Here is an 18,177-nt window from a genome sequence, read left to right on the forward strand (position 1 = left end):
GGGTGCCGTCGCGCCCCCGCGGCCGCCACACCCCGCCGGCGGCCGCACCACGCGGGCGCGACCGCTCAGTCGCCGTGCACGCGCGCGTGCACATGCATGTCGTGCCAGCCGTCCGGGTGCAGCAGCGCGCTGCGCTTGGTGCCCTCCGCCCGGAAGCCGGCCTTGGTGGCCACCCGGCAGGAGGCCTCGTTGGCGGTGGCGTGGAAGAGTTCGAGCCGGTGGAAGCCGATCTCCTCCAGGGCCCAGCGGGTCACGGTCCTGGCCGCCCGGACCGCGACACCCCGGCCGCGCGCGGACCGAACCGTCCAGTACGCCACCTCCGCGATGCCGTCGGCGAGCAGGATCTGACGCAGCGCGACCCGGCCCACCAGTTCGTCCGTCCCCTCGGCCACCACCGCCCACTGGGCCCCGCACTCGCCCTCCCACACTTCGCGCCACTGCGCGATCCAGCCCGCGGCCTCCTCCTCGGAGTCACAGGACCTCAGGTGCCACTGCCGCAGCACCGGATCCTGGAAGGCGGCGTGGACGGCGGGCGCGTCCTCCGCCCGCCAGGGGCGCAGCAGCAGACCGTCACCGGTCGCAAGGACCGGCTGCGGGGTACGGGCGAGGGCTCCGGGGGTCAGCACCGGGCTGATGAGGAACGGCATGATCCATATCCTGCCGACCGCACGGCCGGCGCCCCACCCGTTTTCGGCCTCGTACCCTTGTCCCGATGAGACGCCGCACCCCGCCACCGCCCGCCCCGCTCCCCCAGCGCGAGGGCGTGGACCCCGTGCGGGTGCGGCTGCCGGCCGGCGAGTGGGCCACCGTGTGCGAACACCTGGTGCAGCGGCTGACGGGGGCCGGCCCCGGAGCGGTCGAGGCGATGTTCGACGCGGGCCTGGTCGTCGACGTCGACGGACGGCCGGTGGCACCCGACGCGCCCTACCGGCCGGGCACGTTCGTGTGGTTCCACCGCGAGCTGCCCGCCGAGGTGGCGGTGCCGTTCCCGGTGACCGTGGTCCACCGGGACGCGCACATCGTGGTGGCGGACAAGCCGCACTTCCTCGCCACGACCCCGCGCGGCAGCCATGTGGCCGAGACCGCGCTGGCCCGGCTCCGGCGCGAGCTGGGCATCCCCGCGCTGACGGCCGCGCACCGCCTGGACCGGCTGACGGCCGGACTGGTGCTGTTCACGGTACGCCCCGAGGAACGCGGCGCCTATCAGACCCTGTTCGCCGACCGGCGCGTGCACAAGGAGTACGAGGCGATCGCCCCGTACGACCCCGCGCTCGGCCTGCCCCGGACCGTGCGCAGCAGGATCGTCAAGGAGCGCGGGGTGCAGGCCGCACGGGAGGTCGAGGGCGAACCGAACGCCGAGACCCGGGTGCAGCTCATCGCCCACCGGGGCGCGCTGGGCCGCTACCGGCTCGTGCCGAAGACCGGCCAGACCCATCAGCTGCGAGTGCATCTGAACGCGCTCGGCGTACCCATCCTCGGCGATCCGCTGTATCCGGACGTCACCGCCCCGGTGCCGGCGGACGACTTCCGGCGCCCGCTGCAACTGCTGGCACGGGGGCTGGAGTTCACCGATCCGGTCACCGGGGCACGGCACTCCTTCGTCAGCGGGCGCGAACTGCGGGCCTGGTCGGCCCACGAGGCGTGGGCGACCGGCCGCTAGGGCCTTGCCGCGGGACTCCCCGTCCCGCGGTCATTCGCCGCGCCACCAGTGCAGCAGGCGCTGCCAAAGGCCGCCGGGCCGGACCGGCTCGCGTTCGGGCGCGGACAGCGCAGCCGCCGGCCGTGCCGCGGTGCTCGGCGCCGGGTCGCCGCCCGGGCCGCCCACCTGCCAGGTGCCGCGCTGCGCGGGCAGCGGCATGGCCCGCGGCGGCAGGTCGACGTCCTGCTGCGGCTTGGGCTCGAAACGTACCGGCAGGCTCACCAGGTGCCGGGCGGCGATGGACGCCCGCCAACTCAACTCCTCCTCCGGACAGTCCAGTTGGATGTCCGGCAGACGCGTCAGCAGCGCGTCGACGCCGACGTCGGCGATGGCGCGGCCGATGTCCTGGCCCGGGCACTCGTGCGGGCCGCCACCGAAGGCGAGGTGGGAGCGGTTGCCCTGCATGCCGGCCGACAGGTCGGGGCGGATCCGCGGATCCAGGTTGCCCGGCGCCGGGGCGAACAGCAGCCCGTCGCCCTTGCGGATGTGCCGGCCGCCCAGCTCGGTGTCCTGCTTGGCGTAGTAGCCGAAGACGGTGCTGAACGGCGGCTCGTCCCACAGGGACTGCTCGATCGCCTCCGGCACCGTCATCTGGCCGCCGTTGAGCTGGGCGCGGAAGCCCGGCTCGGTGAGGACCATGCGCAGCGCGTTGGCGAGGAGGTTGGCGGTGGCCTCGTAGGCGGCGAACAGCACCAGCCGCAGGTGTTCGCGGACCTCGTCGTCGGTGAGGGCGGCCGGGTGGGTGATGAGGTGACTGGTGAAGTCGTCCTCGGGCCGGGCGCGGCGCCGGGTGGTGAGCCGGCTCAACGCGTCCATGACGTAGGTGTGGCTCTGGATGGCGGTCTCGGTGCCCTTCAGGGCATCGCGGGCGGCGTGCACCATCCGGTCGTCGTACTCCTCGGGCATGCCGAGGATCTCGCACATCACGGCCATCGGCAGATGCTCGGCGAACTGCGAGACCAGGTCGGCCCGGCCCCGCTCGCAGATGCCGTTGACCAGGGCCTGGGTGGAGCGGCCGATATGGCGGCGGACGCTGCGGTGGTCGATGGTCGACATGGCCGCGGTGACCGCGGCGCGCAGCCGCTGGTGTTCGTCGCCTTCGGCGTGCGAGCAGATCGGCTGCCAGGCGATGTGCGGCATCAACGGGTGGTCGGGCTTGACCGTGCCCTCCAGCAGCGGCGTCCAGATCCGGCTGTCGCGCGTGTACTGCGAGGGGCTGCGCACCAGTTGCAGGTTCTCGGCGTGCCCGAGCACCACCCACATCGGCACGTCGTCGTGGAGCAGGACGGGGGCCACGGAGCCGTGCTGCTCGCGCAGACGCTCGTACAGGCTGCCGAGGTCGTCCGCTTCGGGGCCGTAGAGCCGGTGCAGCCCCCCGGGGCCGAGGCCGTGTGCCGGGCAGCCCGGCGGGGGGCCGGAGAGGGGGTCGGTGCCGGTGAGAGACGAGGGTTCAGGCGTCACGGTGATCGCTCCGGAACGGATGGAGTGGGGTCGGTCTGCTGGGCTTCGGGTGTTCAGGTCAGGGCGCCGGACAGGGCGAGGGAGTGCAGGAAGCGCATGAGCGTCATCAGGACGTCCCGGCTGGAGGCCCGGCGGCGCACATCGCAGTCGATGATCGGGATGTCCGGGGACAGGTCGAGCGCGGTACGCAGCTCCTCGACCGGGTAGCGGGGCGCGTCGGGAAAGGTGTTGACCGCGACGACGAAGGGCACACCGCGCTCCTCCAGCCGCCCCATGACGTCGAAGCTGACCTCCAGCCGCCGGGTGTCGACCAGGACGACCGCGCCGAGCGCGCCCTCGAACAGGCCGTTCCACAGGAACCAGAAGCGCTCCTGGCCGGGGGTGCCGAAGAGGTAGAGCACCAGCTTGTCGGTGATGCCGATGCGCCCGAAGTCCATCGCCACGGTGGTGGCCGTCTTGGAGTCGGAGCCGTAGTTGTCGTCGACCCCGATCCCGGCCTGCGTCATCGTCTCCTCGGTGGTCAGCGGCCGGATCTCGCTGACCGAACCGACCATCGTGGTCTTGCCGACGCCGAAGCCGCCCACGATCACGATCTTCACCGCGGCCTGGGTCGTGTGCGGCAGATACTCCTCGGTGCGCGGGCCGGGGAGGATCTCAGAGCCGTTGAAGTCCATGCATCACCGCTTCGAGGAGTGAACGGTCGGGGAGCGCCTGGCGGACGATCGGGGCGCGCGCCTGCACCTGTTCGGCCGCGATCAGCTCGGTGATCACTACGGTCATCGCGCTGAACGGCAGCCGCAGATAGGCCGAGAGTTCGGCCACGGAGAGGGGGGCGGTACACAGCCGGAGCACCGCCGTCTGCTCGGGCGAGGCGGCCGGTGGCGGCGCGGAGCGCGCCACGACCAGCGTCACGAGGTCGAGTTCGGCCCGGCCGCCCTCGCCCGATCCGGCGATGGTGTAGAGCCGTTCGGGGTTCTTGGGCGGCGGCTCCCCGCCGCTCTGCGGCTTGGCCGCCTGCGGCGGCGGGGGTGGCAGGTGCCGCGGCGGGCGCCGTTGGCGTCGTGGAGGAGTCATACGGTCTGCCCGTTCCTCCGGGGCGGACTGGTCAGGTGGGCGCCGATCCGGACGACGAGGTCGCGCATCATGCCGCTCATCCGGCCCGGCTCACAGGTGACGTCGGCGAGCACGGCGAGGTAGGCGTTGGCACCGGCGGACATCAGGTAGAAGTAGCCGCCGTCGATCTCGATGACCACCAGCTTCATGTCGCCGGCGCCGGGGATCTCCTGGATGACGGCACCGGCCAGGCTCTGCATGCCCGCACAGGCGGCGGCCACGCGGTCGGCGGCGTCGGGGTCGCCGCCGTAGCGGGCGATACGCAGCCCGTCGGCGGACAGCACCACGATCATCTCGATGCCCGGCACACCGTCGTTGAGCTGCTTGAGCATCCAGTCCAGGTTCGCTCGCTGCTGGATCACTTGAGGTTCCCCTCGTCGTCGGCCGTGGCGTCGTCGGTGGCCGCATCGTCGATCAGGTGCAGGTACGCGGTCGGGTTCCGCGTGAAGTCGGTCAGTTCGGAGGCCGTGGCGCCCTCGGGCATGCCCTTCTTCAGGCCGTCCCAGAAGGCGTCGACCCACATGCCCGGCGGCCGCTCCATGAGCTTCTTGCGCTCGGGGTCGATCTCGGGCTCGGGCTCCGGTTCGGTCCTGGTCTGGGACCAGACGGTCGGCCTGCCCTCGCGCTCGGCGCGTTCGATGGCCGCCTGTTCGGCGATCCGCTGGCTGAGCGGGGTCTTCACGCGGCTGCGGCGCTGGGGCAGGCCGCCCGCGGTCCACTCGGTGACCTCGGGGACGTCGTCCTCCATGGAGATCCCGGCGGGGATCTTCGGGCTGGTGGGGCGGCGCCTCTTGGGCGGGCGCTTGGGGCCCTCGACGGCACCCAGCTCGGGCTGGGGCACACCGGTGGCGCCGATACCGTGCGCGGCGCCGACGCCGGGCTCGGTGGTGGTCATGACGCGCGGGACGATGAGGATCGCGCGGACGCCGCCGTAGGCCGAGGCGCGCAGCGAGACCTCCATGTCGAAGTGCTTGCACAGACGGCCGACGACCGCGAGGCCGAGGCGCGGGTTCTCACCGAGGTTCTGCGCGTCGTCGCCGTTCTTGGCGTCCTCGATCATCTGCTCGATACGGGCCCGGGACTCCTCGCTCAGGCTGACGCCGGCGTCCTCGATCTCGATGGCGATGCCGGCCTGCACCTCGGAGGCGGTGACGTGCACCTTGTTCGAGGGCGGCGAGTAGCGGGTGGCGTTGTCGAGGAGCTCGGCGGCGGCGTGGATGACCGGCTCGACGGCGGTGCCCTTGATGTTGATGTTGACGATGGAGCTCAGCTCGATACGGCGGTATTCCAGGATGCGCGACATGGCACCGCGCAGCACGCTGTAGAGCGAGACCGGCAACGGCCACTGACGGCCCGGCCGACCGCCGCCGAGGACGGAGATGGTGTCGGCGAGCCGGCCGATCAGCGAGGTGCCGTGGTCGAGCCGGAGCAGGTCATCGAAGACCTCCGGGTTGCGGCCGTGGTCCTCCTCCATCTCCCGCAGTTCCTTGGCCTGTTGGTGGACGATGGCCTGGACGCGGCGGGCGATGCTCACGAACGAGCGCTCGGTCGCGTCGCGCATCGAGATCTCGTGGTCGGCGCCGCGCAGCGCCACCCGGAACAGCTCGCGGTACGACTCGTGCAGGCCGCGCAGCTCCGGGTCGCTGTCGTAGACGTTGCTCAGCACGTCCCGCAGCGGCTCCCCGGCGCGCAGCCGGTACAGCCCGGTGGGCAGGATGTCGGCGGCGAACCGGGTGATCAGCTCGTGCTGGGCGGCGAGCCGGTGTTCCAGATACGCGCAGTGACGGGCGTGTTCGGACTGCGCCTCGCGCAGCGCGCGGCCGCGCCGGGCGGCCTCCGCGCCGGTGACGAGGATCAGCAGCACCGCCAGCGCCCCGCACAGAGCGACGGCGAGCCGGGCCGACGCCGGCACCAGGGCCACGGCGACTCCGCCGGCGGCGGCCATCACTATGGCCGGCGGCAACAGGACGCGGGCATAGGGACGTTCACGGCGACCGTGAGGTTTCTGAACACTCACCATGGATGCCTTCTGAGACGAATCGGCTGGGTGTCGGGGGAGCTTCCGGGGGGAAGATTCATGGAACTGACCGGATCTTCCGGACGTTTGGGAACAAGCGCACGAATTCTGTTCAACTCGGTGCGTCGCGGGCGAGCTTAGTCCGACCGGATCATCGCCGTGTCATATTCGGCAAGCACCTGAAATCGCTTGCCGGGCAGGAGTACTCTCGGCCCCATTTACACGGGCCGTCTCCATTCGCACACGTTCGGTCACGGTGCACGAGCATGCGAATCTCACTCACCGTGAAGAGTGAACGCGATCGGGATCCGCGGGGTGCGCGGTCCCGCGCGAGCGCGGCGGCGCGTCAACCCGCGCGGCCGCCCGCCTCGCCCGTACGGCGGATCCGGGGACGGCGAGGGGCCCCGTCCGCAACCCGGACGGGGCCCCTCGGTCGGTTCATCCCACCGGCGGGGTCATCCCACCGACGAGTAGGCGACGACTCCCCGCAGCAACTGGTCCACGGCCTTGCGCGCCGCCTTCGTCACGCTCGACCCCTCGGTGGGCGCGGCCGCCGCGATCTGCCCGAGCACATCGATGACCTGCTTGGACCACCGCACGAAGTCACCGGCCGGCATCTCCGCCTCCCGCAGCACCTCGTCCAGTCCCTTGCCCGACGCCCACATGTACGCGGCCCAGGCGAACCCGAGATCCGGCTGCCGCTGCCCGACGCCCTCGGCCTGGTTGATCCGGAAATCCTCCTCCAGCGCGTCGAGCCGGCCCCAGATCCGGACCATCTCGTCGAGCGCGGCCTTCGCCTTGCCCGAGGGCACCTTGGGCGCCATCGCGTCGTCACCGGCCCGTGACTCGTACACCAACGCCGAGACGCACGCGGCGAGTTCGGCGGGTGCCAGACCCTCCCAGACGCCGTCCCGCAGGCATTCGCTGGCCAGCAGGTCGAGTTCGCCGTAGAGCCGGGCGAGCCGCTTGCCGTGCTCGGTGACCTCGTCACCGCGCAGGTAGTCCATCTCGGTCAGCAGCGCCACGATCCGGTCGAAGGTCCGCGCGATCGTGTTCGTACGGCCCTCGATCCGGCGCTCCAGCTGCGAGGTGTCCCGCAGCAGCCGGTGGTAGCGCTCGGCCCAGCGCGCGTGGTCCTCGCGGTCGTCGCAGCCATGGCAGGGATGGGCCCTGATGGCGGTGCGCAGCCGGGCGATCTCCCGGTCGTCGGCGGCCTGCGAACGCTTCTTGCGGGCCCGCTCCGGCGGGATGTGCCCGGCCTTGGCCCGCAGCGCCGAGGCCAGGTCCCGACGGGACTGCGGCGAACGGGCGTTGAAGGATTTCGGGATCCGCATCCGGTCCAGCGGCTCCACCGGCACCGGGAAGTCCATGGACGCCAGCCGCTTCACCTGCCGCTCGGCGGTCAGCACCAGCGGACGCGGGCCGTCGTGGTGGTCATAACCGCGGTGGCCGTTGGACCGGCCCGCGGGCAGACCCGGGTCCAGCACCAGGGCCAGCCCCGCGTACTTCCCCGTCGGCACATGGATGACGTCACCCGGCTTGAGCTTCTCCAGGGCCACGGCCGCCTCGGCCCGCCGCTCACCGGCGCCCTGCCGGGCCAGCTCGGTCTCCCGGTCCTTCAGCTCACGGCGCAGCCGCGCGTACTCCTCGAAGTCACCGAGATGGCAGGTCATGGAGGCCTTGTAGCCGTCCAGGCCCTCCTCGTTGCGCTGCACCTGCCGGGAGATCCCGACGACCGACTTGTCGGCCTGGAACTGCGCGAAGGAGGTCTCCAGCAGCTCGCGCGAACGGTGCCGGCCGAACTGCTCGACCAGGTTGACCGCCATGTTGTACGACGGCTTGAAGCTGGAGCGCAGCGGATACGTACGGGTGCCGGCGAGACCGGCCAGGTGCTCGGGGCTCATACCGCGCTGCCAGAGCACGACCGCGTGACCCTCGACGTCGATGCCCCGGCGGCCCGCACGACCGGTCAGCTGGGTGTACTCCCCCGGCGTGATGTCGGCGTGCTGCTCGCCGTTCCACTTGACGAGCTTCTCCAGCACCACCGAGCGCGCGGGCATGTTGATGCCGAGCGCCAGGGTCTCGGTCGCGAACACCGCCTTCACCAGGCCGCGCACGAACAGCTCCTCCACGACCTCCTTGAAGGTCGGCAGCATGCCCGCGTGGTGGGCGGCGATACCGCGCTCCAGACCCTCCAGCCACTCGTAGTAGCCAAGGACGTGCAGGTCCTCCGTCGGGATGGCGGCGGTGCGCTCCTCGACCAGGGCGCGGACCTGCTCGCGCGCCTCCTCGTCGTTGAGCCGGAGGCCCGCGAACAGGCACTGCTGGACGGCCGCCTCACAGGCGGCACGGCTGAAGATGAAGGTGATGGCGGGCAGCAGGCCCTCGGAGTCCAGGCGCTCGATGACCTCGGGACGGCCGGGTGTCCACACCCGCGAACGCTGCCTGCGCTCCCGCTCCCGGTCGGCCTCACGCATCCCCCGGCCGCGCCGGCGGTCCTGGTACGACGGCCGGGTGGCCTCCATCCGGGCCAGCCGGACGAGGTCGGGGTTGACGGCCTTCTTGTGGCCCTCGCCCTCCTCGAACAGGTCGTACATCCGGCGCCCGGCGAGCACGTGCTGGAAGAGCGGCACGGGCCGGTGCTCGGAGACGATCACCTCGGTGTCACCGCGGACGGTGTCCAGCCAGTCGCCGAACTCCTCCGCGTTGGACACGGTCGCCGAGAGCGACACCAGGGTCACCGACTCGGGCAGGTGGATGATCACCTCTTCCCAGACGGCACCACGGAAGCGGTCGGAGAGGTAGTGCACCTCGTCCATGACCACATACCCGAGGCCGAGGAGGGTCTGCGAGCCGGCGTACAGCATGTTCCGCAGGACCTCGGTGGTCATCACCACCACGGGGGCGTCGGAGTTCACGCTGTTGTCGCCGGTCAGCAGCCCGACCTTGTCGGCGCCGTAGCGGCGGCACAGATCGGCGTACTTCTGGTTCGACAGCGCCTTGATGGGCGTCGTGTAGAAGCACTTCTTGCCCTGCTGGAGGGCGAGGTGAACGGCGAACTCGCCCACGATCGTCTTGCCCGAGCCGGTCGGGGCGGCCACCAGGACGCCCTTGCCGGCCTCGAGTGCCTGGCAGGCCTCGATCTGGAAGGGGTCGAGGCCGAAGTCGTACATCTCGCGGAAGGACGCGAGCGCGGTGGCCTGCTCGGCAGCCCGCAGACGGGCTGCCGCGTACCGCTCGGCCGGTGAGAGGTCCTCTGTCATCGTACTTTCGAGCGTACCGGGCGCCACTGACAACGTGACGATCATTATCCGGATCGCCCGTCGGCAGGAAGACGGACGCCCCCGTCCACCACGGGACGGGGGCGTCACGGCAAGGCTCGGTGAGGACTCAGGTCACGTCGTCGTAGCCGTTGATCCGCTCGCCGCTCGCCTGCTCGGGCAGCGCCCGGGCCGCCGGGACGGGCTCGACGGCGCCGATGTCCTCGGGCGTGAGGTCCAGCTCGGACGCCTCGTCGTCGCCGGGGCCCTCGGCCTCGCGGCGTGCCCGGCGCCGGTCGTTCAGCAGCCCGATGGCCACGGCGATGAAGTACAGCGCCCAGATCGGTGCCGCCAGCGCCAGCATCGTCATCGGGTCGGGGCTCGGCGTGGCCACGGCGGCGAAGATGGTGATACCGACGACCATGCCGCGCCACCAGCCCAGCATGCGCCGCCCGGACAGCACCCCGGTGAGGTTGAGCATGACCAGCAGCAGCGGCATCTCGAAGGCGAGGCCGAACACGACGATCATGCGGGTGATGAGGTCCAGCAGATCGTCCAGCGGCAACAGGTTCTCGGCGCCGGCGGGCGTGAGGCCGATCATGACCTTCGCGGTCGTCGGCAGCACGTGGAACGCGAGGTAGCCGCCGCCGAGGAAGAGCGGGAAGCCGAAGCCGACGAACCCGTAGGCGTACTTCTTCTCCGCGCGGTGCAGGCCCGGAGCGACGAACGCCCACAGCTGGTAGAGCCAGACCGGCGACGCGAGCACGACACCGGCCGTCAGCGCGACCTTCAGGGCCAGGGTGAACGGCGCGATGAGGCCACTGACGATCAGATGCGCACACCTGGCGTTCTTGACGTCGGCCAGCTCCCCGAAGGACTGGTGGCAGCCGATCTCGTCGAGCATCGGCCGGGTGATGACGTCGATGATGTCCCGGTAGAAGAAGGCCGCGACGATCGTGACGACAAGGATCGCCAGGACACCCTTCGCGAGCCGGTTGCGCAGCTCACGCAAGTGATCTCCGAGCGGCATCCGCCCCTCGGAATCCCTCTCCTTTTTGCGGGCAGACTTGAGCAACCCACATCCTCATCTCGTACAGAGGACCGGATGCCCCGGTCCTCGCGTCAGCGCTGGGTGGTGTCCGTCGGCTCGTTGACCGGGCGGGCGCTGGTCACGTCGCCGGGCGCGGCCTGGATCGTGCGCTGAGCGGCGGCCGGGTCCTCGGCGGGGTGGGCGGTGTCGGCGGGCTGCTTGCCGTCGTCCTTCATCGCCTTCGCCTCGCTCTTCAGGATGCGGGCGGACTTGCCGAGCGAGCGCGCCATGTCCGGCAGCTTCTTGGAACCGAACACGAGGAGGATCACCACAACAAGGATCAGCAGGTGCCACGGCTCAAGTCCGTTGCGGAACATAAATCTTCACCTTCTCAGCGAGGCGGGCATGTCCGACAGGCCGGACACTCGTCCGAATCTCATGCTGGCTGCGATCGTAACGCCTGGGGATGAACGCGGAACAATCCCCCGGCGTACTCTCACTCCGCGGACCGCGCCTCATTCTCGGGCCGCGACCAGCAGCGTACCTGGCCGGGTGGGCAAGGTGACAGGGCGAAGTGACCCACGGCGCACGCGCGTCCGAGACTCCCAGGTCATCCGGACCCACGGTCACAGCGTGTCCGCCGCGCGGGCCGCGCTCACCGCCGCCCGCTCCAGGTTCTCCGCCGCCCTGCCGATACGGCTCGCGGCCACCTCGACCTGCCGCCCGAGCCGCCGCGCCTCCAGGAACACCCGGACGGCGAGCACCCCCAGCACGGCGAGACTCAGAAAACCCACGGCTACCGCGAACATCGGCCAGAACATGACGCCGAGCCTAGACCGTCCCGGGCGCCGGACGCGGCCGCCTACGCCGTGGGATGCAGCCGCAGGGTGCGGACACCCCCACCGGTGAGCAGCTCCACGACCCGCTCACCGGCCGGCTTGCGGACCGAAGCACCGCACTCGGGGCAGGTGAAGGAGTAGAACGTCGTCCGGCTGCTCGCCCCGATCGCCAGGCGCAGGGCACCCGCGGCCAGCTCGAAACGGCCCCGGCAGTCCGGGCAGCCGGCTCTGAACACCACGGGGACCACGCGCCGCATCCCCGCGAACGCGGCCGCCACCGTCATCTCACCCGCACCGGACACCGCGGACTCGCTCAAAGCACCGGCTCCCGTCCTTCGTCCTGCCCGTCACCCACGCCCCGCACCGCGTCCGGCGCGCTGTCGTAGGCCGCCAGCGCCTCACGGGCCGCCCGGCGGGCGCTGTCGGCCAGCGCGGCCGGCGAGACGATCCGGCCGTCACGGCCGAGCCGCAGCGCCAGCCTGCGCAGGGACGCCGGCTCCGGTGTCCGCAGGGTGATACGCAGCCCCCCGTCGGGAAGCTCATCGGCGCTGTCGTGCGGGTAGTACTCGGCGACCCAGCGGCCACCGGGGCCGACCTCGACGACCACCTCCGGATCCTCCGCGGCCGGCTGCACCAGTCCCTCGGACAGGTCGCGCAGCTCTATCTCGGGCGGCGCCGACGGCTCGTCGAGGATCCTGATCTCCGCGACCCGGTCCAGCCGAAACGTGCGCCGCGCCTCGGAGCGGCGGCACCAGGCCTCGACATAGGTGTGGCCGACGCTGACCAACCGGATCGGATCGATCTCGCGCTCGGTCACCTCGTCACGGGCCGGGGAGTAGTAGCGGATCCACAGCCGCCGACGCTCGGAGATCGCCCGGTCGACGTCGGCGAAGACCCCGCCCTCGGACTCGAAGGTCACCGACAGCCGCGAACTGGCGCCGGCCGCCTCACCGGCCGCCGTCTCCACCTTGGCGGTGGCCCGCAGCAGCGCCTGGCGGTCCCCCTCCCGCAGACCGGGAAGAGTGGAGACCGCCCGGGCGGCCACCAGCAACGCGGTCGCCTCGTCCGCGGCCAGCCGCAGCGGCTCCGCGGCCTCCTCGCCGAGCGCGGCCGGGTTGTGCCACCAGATGCGCTCGCCGTCCGTGTCGATGTCCAGCAGGTCACCGCCCCGGAAACTGGTGCCGCACATGGGCAGCAGATCGAGATCGGCGACCAGCTCGTCCTCGGTGATCCCGAAGGCGCGCGCGACGTCGGCGATCCGGGCGCCGGGGCGCTCCCGCAGATAGGTCACCAGGGACAGCATCCGACGGGTCTGGTCGATGGCGTTCACGGGCCTGACCGGTTTGCCTGCCACAGTCCTGCTCCCCCTCAGCCCTTGGCCACGGCGCGCAGCCGGTCCAGCACGTCCGCGCGCAGCTCGGCCGGCTCCAGGACCACCACGTCCGGCCCGAACTCCACCAGCCAGGCGTCCAGACCGTGCCCGTACGGAATCTCCAACTCGTCCCAGCCGTCGCCGAGTTCCCGGACCGCGGTGGCCTTCGCCCGAAGGGGGTAACCGGAGCCGGAACGCAGCCGGATCCGCGCCGAGCGGTCGGCGATCTCACCGGCCCACCCCGCCACGGTCTCCCGCACGGTCACCACGTCCGGCACGGGCGCGGTGAACCCCGTGCCACGGGAGCGGACCCGGCCGGTGATCCGGGACAGCCGGAAGACACGCTCGGCGCCCCGGTCCCGGTCGAACCCCGCCAGATACCAGTGGCCACGCCAGCACTCCAGCGCCCACGGCTCGACATGGCGGGGCTCGGGATGCGCGGCGGACGCCTTGCGGTAGTCGAAGACGACCGGACGGCGGTCGCGGCAGGCCAGCATCAGCGGCTCGAAGGCGGCCTCGTGCACCGGGATACGCGGCTCCAGCGCGCCGTGCGCCTCGTACGGGTCGACACCCTCGGGCAGACCCGCGGCGCGCAGCTTCTGCAGCGCGCCACTGGCCGCGCCCGCCAGCCGGGCCTGCTGCCAGACCTTGGCGGCCAGGCCCAGGGCGGCGGCCTCCTCGGCGTCCAGAGTGATCGGCGGCAGCCGGTTGCTGTCGCGGCGGGCCAGATAGCCGACCTCGCCGTCGAGGTTCTCCACGGTCTCGATGACCAGGCCCAGCTCGCGCAGGTCGTCCTTGTCCCGCTCGAACATCCGGTTGAAGGAGTCGTCGGCCCCGGCCGCACCCCTGTCCGGCCTGGCGGCCGCACCCCTGTCCGGCCTGGCGGCCTCGACGTAAGCCTCGATCGAGTCGCGCAGCTCGCGCTTGCTGAGCGGCCGCCGCGTGCCGAGCAGACACAGCGCGAGGTTCATCAGCCGCTCGGCCTTGGCAATGGCCATCGACGCCCTTCGCCTTCCCTATGGTGCTTCTGACCGATGACCGTACCGCTCCTCGGTGGCGAGACAAAAGCCGAGGGCCCATGCCCTAACAGGCATGGGCCCCAGGTGATCAGATCCGGTCGGACCTGGCCGAATGGATCAGACCCCGAGCAGGTCCACCACGAAGATCAGGGTCTCACCGGGCTTGATCGCCGGGGTCGGGCTCTGGTCGCCGTAGGCGAGGTGCGCGGGAATGGTCAGCTGACGGCGGCCGCCGACCTTCATGCCCTGCACGCCCTGGTCCCAGCCCTTGATGACCCGGCCACCGCCCAGCGGGAAGCGGAACGGGGAATTGCGGTTCCAGCTGGCGTCGAACTCCTCGCCGGTGCTGAACGCGACGCCCACGTAGTGCACGGTGACGGTCTGGCCCGCCTGCGCGACCGGCCCATCACCCTCCCAGATGTCCTTGATCTCAAGGTCCTTCGGGGCGTCACCCTCGGGGAAGTCGATCTCGGGCTTCTCGATGCTCACGTCAAAAGCTCCTGCTTGTGTACGACACGAAACGGCGACAGTCTTTCATCCCCGCGGCTCTCCCGCCCGCCAACGGGACCCCGGCACTACATCGCGGCGAGGATGTCCACCGTGAACACCAGCGTGGACCCCTTCTTGATCAGCCCACCGCTCGGCGGCTTGTCCCCGTAGCCCAGCTCCGGCGGCACCACGATCAGGACCCGGCTACCGACCTTCTTGCCGGTCAGCCCCTGCGCCAGACCCTTGACCGTCTGCTGCATCTGCTCGATCGAGAACTGGCTGAGCCGGCCCGTGCCGTACGTCTGCTGGAAGGTCTTGCCGCTCTCCCAGACCAGGCCCTGGAACTGGCACAGGACCGTCTGCTCGGCCTTGAGCTTCGGGCCGTCGCCCTCCAGCACGTACTCCGACACCAGCTTCTTCGGCGGGTCCGTCTTCGGGACGGTGACCTTTGGCACCTTGCCGTCGGTGTTGACGGCCACCTTCGGCAGCGCGGCGTCGTTCTGCGGGACCGCCTTGCCCTTGGCGGAGCTCCCCGAGTTGAACGAACTGACCACGTCGATGACGAACACCAGCGTGTCGGTGCCCTTGATGCCCGCCTGCGGCTGGCCCGCCTTGCCGTAGCCGTAGGCCGGCGGCACGGCGATCTCGATCCGGCTGCCGATCTTCTTGCCCAGCAGCGCGTACCGCCAGCCGTCGATGATGGTGCCCTGGGCCAGCTGCATGAGCAGCGGGCTGCCCCGGTCGTAGGAGTTGTCGAAGACCTTGCCCGTGTCCCAGATCTGCCCCAGGTAGTTCGCCTGGATGAACTCGTTCTCCGCGACCGGGCGCCCGCTGCCCGCGATCAGCGTCTTCACCGCCAGGTTCTTCGACGGCTCGCCGCTCCCCTTGGCCACGGTCGGCTTCTCACCGAACTTCACCCCCGCCGTGACCGGCGGCAGCGGTCCGTCGACGATCTTCGGCGGCGGCGAGCTCGACGGCGACGGCGAGGCACTGGCCCTGCTGGAACCGGACTTGTCGTCTCCGCATCCGGCGAGGGTGACCAGTCCGGCGGGAAGGGCGGCGAGGAGGAGTGAGCGTCGGCGCACGGAAGAGCCTCGTAATCGGTCGATCTTGTGGATGGCGTGCGCGCAACTCTACGGCGTGCGAAGGGCGCCGTACGGGAAACGTACGGCGCCCGTGTGGCGTTCCGGCATTTCGGCGCCCAAACGCTTGACTCGTCCGCTTTTCGCTACATTCCCGCGATCAGCTTCTCCACCCGGTCGTCCACCGACCGGAACGGGTCCTTGCACAACACGGTGCGCTGCGCCTGGTCGTTGAGCTTCAGGTGCACCCAGTCGACGGTGAAGTCCCTGCGCTGTTCCTGTGCCCGCCGGATGAAGTCGCCGCGCAACCGGGCGCGAGTGGTCTGCGGCGGAACCGACTTGCCCTCGAAGATCTTCAAGTCATTGCAGATCCGAGTGGCCTGACCCTTCTTCTCCAGCAGGTAGTACAGACCGCGACGACGGTGGATGTCGTGGTAGGCGAGGTCTATCTGAGCGACCCGCGGATGCGACATCGTCATGTTGTGCTTGGCCCGGTACCGCTCGATGAGCTTGTACTTCATCACCCAGTCGATCTCGGTCCCGATCCGGTCCAGCTCCTCGGTCTCGATCGCCTCCAGGGTGCGGCCCCACAGCTCCAGGACCTGCGCGACCGTACCCGTGCGGATGCCGCGGCGGTCACAGAAGTCCACCGCCTTGTCGAAGTACTCGCGCTGCACCTCCAGCGCCGACGCCTCCCGGCCACTGGCCAGACGCACCTTGCGCCGCCCGGTGATGTCGTGACTGACCTCACGGATCGCCCGGATCGGGTTCTCCAGCGTGAGGTCCCGCATCACCGTGCCCGCCTCGATCATGCGCAGCACCAGATCGGTGGCACCGACCTTCAGCAGCATCGTCGTCTCGGACATGTTCGAGTCACCGACGATGACATGCAGCCGACGGTAACGCTCCGCGTCCGCGTGAGGCTCGTCCCGGGTGTTGATGATGGGCCGGGAGCGCGTCGTCGCCGAGGACACGCCCTCCCAGATGTGCTCCGCGCGCTGGCTCACGCAGTACACCGCGCCGCGCGGTGTCTGCAGCACCTTGCCCGCGCCGCACAGCAGCTGCCGGGTCACCAGGAAGGGGATGAGGATGTCCGCGAGCCGGGAGAACTCCCCGTGCCGTGCCACCAGATAGTTCTCGTGGCAGCCGTAGGAGTTGCCCGCCGAATCGGTGTTGTTCTTGAAAAGGTAGACATCGCCTGCGATTCCCTCCTCGTGCAGGCGTCGCTCCGCGTCCACCAGGAGTCCCTCGAGAATGCGCTCGCCGGCCTTGTCGTGGGTGACCAGTTCGGTCACGTTGTCACATTCGGGTGTCGCGTATTCCGGATGTGAGCCCACGTCGAGATAGAGCCGGGCGCCGTTTCGCAGAAAGACATTGCTGCTGCGGCCCCATGACACGACACGGCGGAAGAGGTACCGCGCCACCTCGTCAGGAGACAGGCGGCGCTGTCCCCTGAACGTGCACGTGACGCCGTACTCGTTCTCCAGCCCGAAAATGCGGCGGTCCATGACTGAACATTACGCCCGATCCCCTGCGCTGAAACGGGGTTCGGCAGCACGATTTGGATCATTTTCCGATGAAGCCGCAACGACCGCCCCGCGCGCGGGAGCTGCGAGGACCCCTCCGGTAGCCAGCAGGACCAGCAGGGACACGGCCCCCGCCGCGCCCGGCAGCGCGAAACCCCACACCGTGCCACCGGCCTGGACCACCGGTCCCGCCAGGCCCGTTCCCACCGACGCACCCACCGTGAACGTCGTCACCAGCCAGGAGAAGGCCTCCGTGACCGTCCCGGCGGGCGCGTGCCGGTCGACGATGATGAACGCGCACGCGATGCACGGGGCCAGGAACACCCCGGACACCACACTGAGCGCCACCATGGCCACCACCCCCGGCACCAGCGTCAGCGGCAGGTAACACACCGCCAGAAGCGCCACCAGCACCCGCAGTCGCCGCTCGGGCACACCCTCCCACCGGCGCGCCCCGTACACCGTGCCACCGGCCAGCGCCCCGAGCCCCAGACCGGCCATCAGCCAGCCGTACACCGCGTCACCACCGTGCCCGTCGGCGTACGACACCGAGGCGACCGTGATGGAACCCAGCGCGATCCCGACGAACAGGAAGGCCGCCAGCAGCGCCAGCAGACCCGGCGAGCGCAGCGCACCCAGCCAGTGCGCCTCGCGCGGAGCCGACCGCCACGCGCGCGAGGGCGGCGAGAGGACGACCGAGAGAGCGCCCAGCACGCCCAGCAGGTTCAGCACCAGCAGCGCCGCCCGCTCGTCCCACACGGCCGCGCACAGGGTCACCAGCAGCGGCCCGACCGTGAACATGATCTCCTGCGCGACCGCGTCCATGGCGTACGCGGTGTGCACCTGCTCCTCCCGGCGCAGTACCGACGGCCACAGGGCCCGCAGACCGCCCTCCAGCGGCGGGGTGAACAGACCGGCCGCCGCGACGGCCGCGTAGGCGAGCGGCAGCGGATCGGTGCCCGAGACCGCGAAGACCGTCATGGCCAGCGCCGCGAGGACCGAGGCCGGCAGCTGCACCCGCGGCTGGCCGTACAGGTCCACCAGCCGGCCCAGCACCGGCTGGCCCACCGCGTTGGCGACGCCGTACACGGCCGCCAGGGCGCCCGCGAGGCTGTAGGTGCCACCCTCGGCACGCACGAACAGCACCAGGGCGATCGCCGCCGTGGCGTTGGGCAACCGGCCCACCAGGGTGCCGGTGAGCAGCCGCAGCGCGTACCTCGCCCGCAGGATCTCCAGGTACCCCGTGGCCATCCCCAGTCCTCCAGTGACT

Annotated in this window: 18 protein-coding genes; 1 reads left to right on the forward strand and 17 read right to left on the reverse strand. The window is 70.8% G+C overall.

Annotated elements, in window-relative coordinates; genetic code table 11:
* Positions 1–65 precede the first annotated feature (65 nt).
* The gene (locus tag ACIBA9_RS21095; protein WP_399365003.1) at positions 66–647 is read right to left on the reverse strand and encodes a GNAT family N-acetyltransferase; all 582 of its coding nucleotides are present in this window, start codon (positions 645–647) and stop codon (positions 66–68) included.
* Positions 648–712: 65 nt separating this feature from the next.
* Between ACIBA9_RS21095 and ACIBA9_RS21100 the strand changes: the two genes are divergently transcribed.
* Complete coding sequence (locus ACIBA9_RS21100; RefSeq protein ID WP_399365006.1) at positions 713–1,660, forward strand: RluA family pseudouridine synthase; 948 nt, start codon at positions 713–715, stop codon at positions 1,658–1,660.
* Between the two features lie 30 nt (positions 1,661–1,690).
* Here ACIBA9_RS21100 and ACIBA9_RS21105 read toward each other — a convergent pair whose 3' ends face one another.
* The 16 genes from ACIBA9_RS21105 to ACIBA9_RS21180 all read right to left on the reverse strand — a co-directional run bounded on the left by ACIBA9_RS21105 (position 1,691) and on the right by ACIBA9_RS21180 (position 18,158).
* Complete coding sequence (locus ACIBA9_RS21105) at positions 1,691–3,160, reverse strand: cytochrome P450 (protein ID WP_399365008.1); 1,470 nt, start codon at positions 3,158–3,160, stop codon at positions 1,691–1,693.
* A gap of 53 nt (positions 3,161–3,213) precedes the next feature.
* Positions 3,214–3,834 carry an ATP/GTP-binding protein gene (locus ACIBA9_RS21110; RefSeq protein WP_362160174.1) on the reverse strand — a complete coding sequence of 207 codons (621 nt, stop codon included), beginning with the start codon at positions 3,832–3,834 and terminating at the stop codon, positions 3,214–3,216.
* Positions 3,815–4,234 carry a DUF742 domain-containing protein gene (locus ACIBA9_RS21115; RefSeq protein WP_399365011.1) on the reverse strand — a complete coding sequence of 140 codons (420 nt, stop codon included), beginning with the start codon at positions 4,232–4,234 and terminating at the stop codon, positions 3,815–3,817. Before ACIBA9_RS21115 ends, ACIBA9_RS21110 begins: the two co-directional genes overlap by 20 nt.
* Entirely contained in the window at positions 4,231–4,635 is a 405-nt protein-coding gene (locus ACIBA9_RS21120; RefSeq protein ID WP_362160178.1) for a roadblock/LC7 domain-containing protein, read from the reverse strand. Before ACIBA9_RS21120 ends, ACIBA9_RS21115 begins: the two co-directional genes overlap by 4 nt.
* Positions 4,632–6,293, reverse strand: a complete 1,662-nt coding sequence (locus ACIBA9_RS21125; RefSeq protein WP_399365015.1) for a sensor histidine kinase — start codon at positions 6,291–6,293, stop codon at positions 4,632–4,634. Before ACIBA9_RS21125 ends, ACIBA9_RS21120 begins: the two co-directional genes overlap by 4 nt.
* Positions 6,294–6,745: 452 nt before the next feature.
* On the reverse strand, positions 6,746–9,598 hold the full coding sequence (locus ACIBA9_RS21130; RefSeq protein ID WP_399365017.1) for a DEAD/DEAH box helicase: 2,853 nt from the start codon (positions 9,596–9,598) through the stop codon (positions 6,746–6,748).
* 82 nt (positions 9,599–9,680) lie between these two features.
* Positions 9,681–10,625 (reverse strand): twin-arginine translocase subunit TatC, encoded by a 945-nt coding sequence (gene tatC / locus ACIBA9_RS21135; protein WP_399365019.1) that lies wholly within the window; start codon positions 10,623–10,625, stop codon positions 9,681–9,683.
* Between the two features lie 47 nt (positions 10,626–10,672).
* The gene (gene tatA / locus ACIBA9_RS21140) at positions 10,673–10,957 is read right to left on the reverse strand and encodes a Sec-independent protein translocase subunit TatA (RefSeq protein ID WP_362160188.1); all 285 of its coding nucleotides are present in this window, start codon (positions 10,955–10,957) and stop codon (positions 10,673–10,675) included.
* Positions 10,958–11,206: 249 nt separating this feature from the next.
* Positions 11,207–11,401: a hypothetical protein gene (locus ACIBA9_RS21145; protein WP_362160191.1), complete on the reverse strand. Its 195-nt coding sequence runs from the start codon at positions 11,399–11,401 to the stop codon at positions 11,207–11,209.
* A 41-nt stretch (positions 11,402–11,442) separates the two neighbouring features.
* A complete protein-coding gene (locus ACIBA9_RS21150) occupies positions 11,443–11,736 on the reverse strand; it encodes a hypothetical protein (RefSeq protein ID WP_362160194.1) in 294 nt (97 codons plus the stop codon).
* Positions 11,733–12,773, reverse strand: a complete 1,041-nt coding sequence (locus ACIBA9_RS21155; protein WP_399365022.1) for a helix-turn-helix transcriptional regulator — start codon at positions 12,771–12,773, stop codon at positions 11,733–11,735. Before ACIBA9_RS21155 ends, ACIBA9_RS21150 begins: the two co-directional genes overlap by 4 nt.
* A gap of 14 nt (positions 12,774–12,787) precedes the next feature.
* Complete coding sequence (locus tag ACIBA9_RS21160) at positions 12,788–13,789, reverse strand: helix-turn-helix transcriptional regulator (protein ID WP_399365024.1); 1,002 nt, start codon at positions 13,787–13,789, stop codon at positions 12,788–12,790.
* Positions 13,790–13,927: 138 nt separating this feature from the next.
* Positions 13,928–14,299 carry an FKBP-type peptidyl-prolyl cis-trans isomerase gene (locus ACIBA9_RS21165; protein ID WP_362160199.1) on the reverse strand — a complete coding sequence of 124 codons (372 nt, stop codon included), beginning with the start codon at positions 14,297–14,299 and terminating at the stop codon, positions 13,928–13,930.
* A gap of 86 nt (positions 14,300–14,385) precedes the next feature.
* The gene (locus tag ACIBA9_RS21170; RefSeq protein ID WP_399365026.1) at positions 14,386–15,384 is read right to left on the reverse strand and encodes an FKBP-type peptidyl-prolyl cis-trans isomerase; all 999 of its coding nucleotides are present in this window, start codon (positions 15,382–15,384) and stop codon (positions 14,386–14,388) included.
* Between the two features lie 143 nt (positions 15,385–15,527).
* Entirely contained in the window at positions 15,528–16,889 is a 1,362-nt protein-coding gene (gene pafA, locus ACIBA9_RS21175) for a Pup--protein ligase (RefSeq protein ID WP_399365028.1), read from the reverse strand.
* A gap of 9 nt (positions 16,890–16,898) precedes the next feature.
* Complete coding sequence (locus tag ACIBA9_RS21180; RefSeq protein ID WP_399365030.1) at positions 16,899–18,158, reverse strand: MFS transporter; 1,260 nt, start codon at positions 18,156–18,158, stop codon at positions 16,899–16,901.
* Between the last annotated feature and the right edge of the window lie 19 nt (positions 18,159–18,177).

This window comes from Streptomyces sp. NPDC051452 (assembly GCF_044454765.1).
GTDB lineage: Bacteria > Actinomycetota > Actinomycetes > Streptomycetales > Streptomycetaceae > Streptomyces.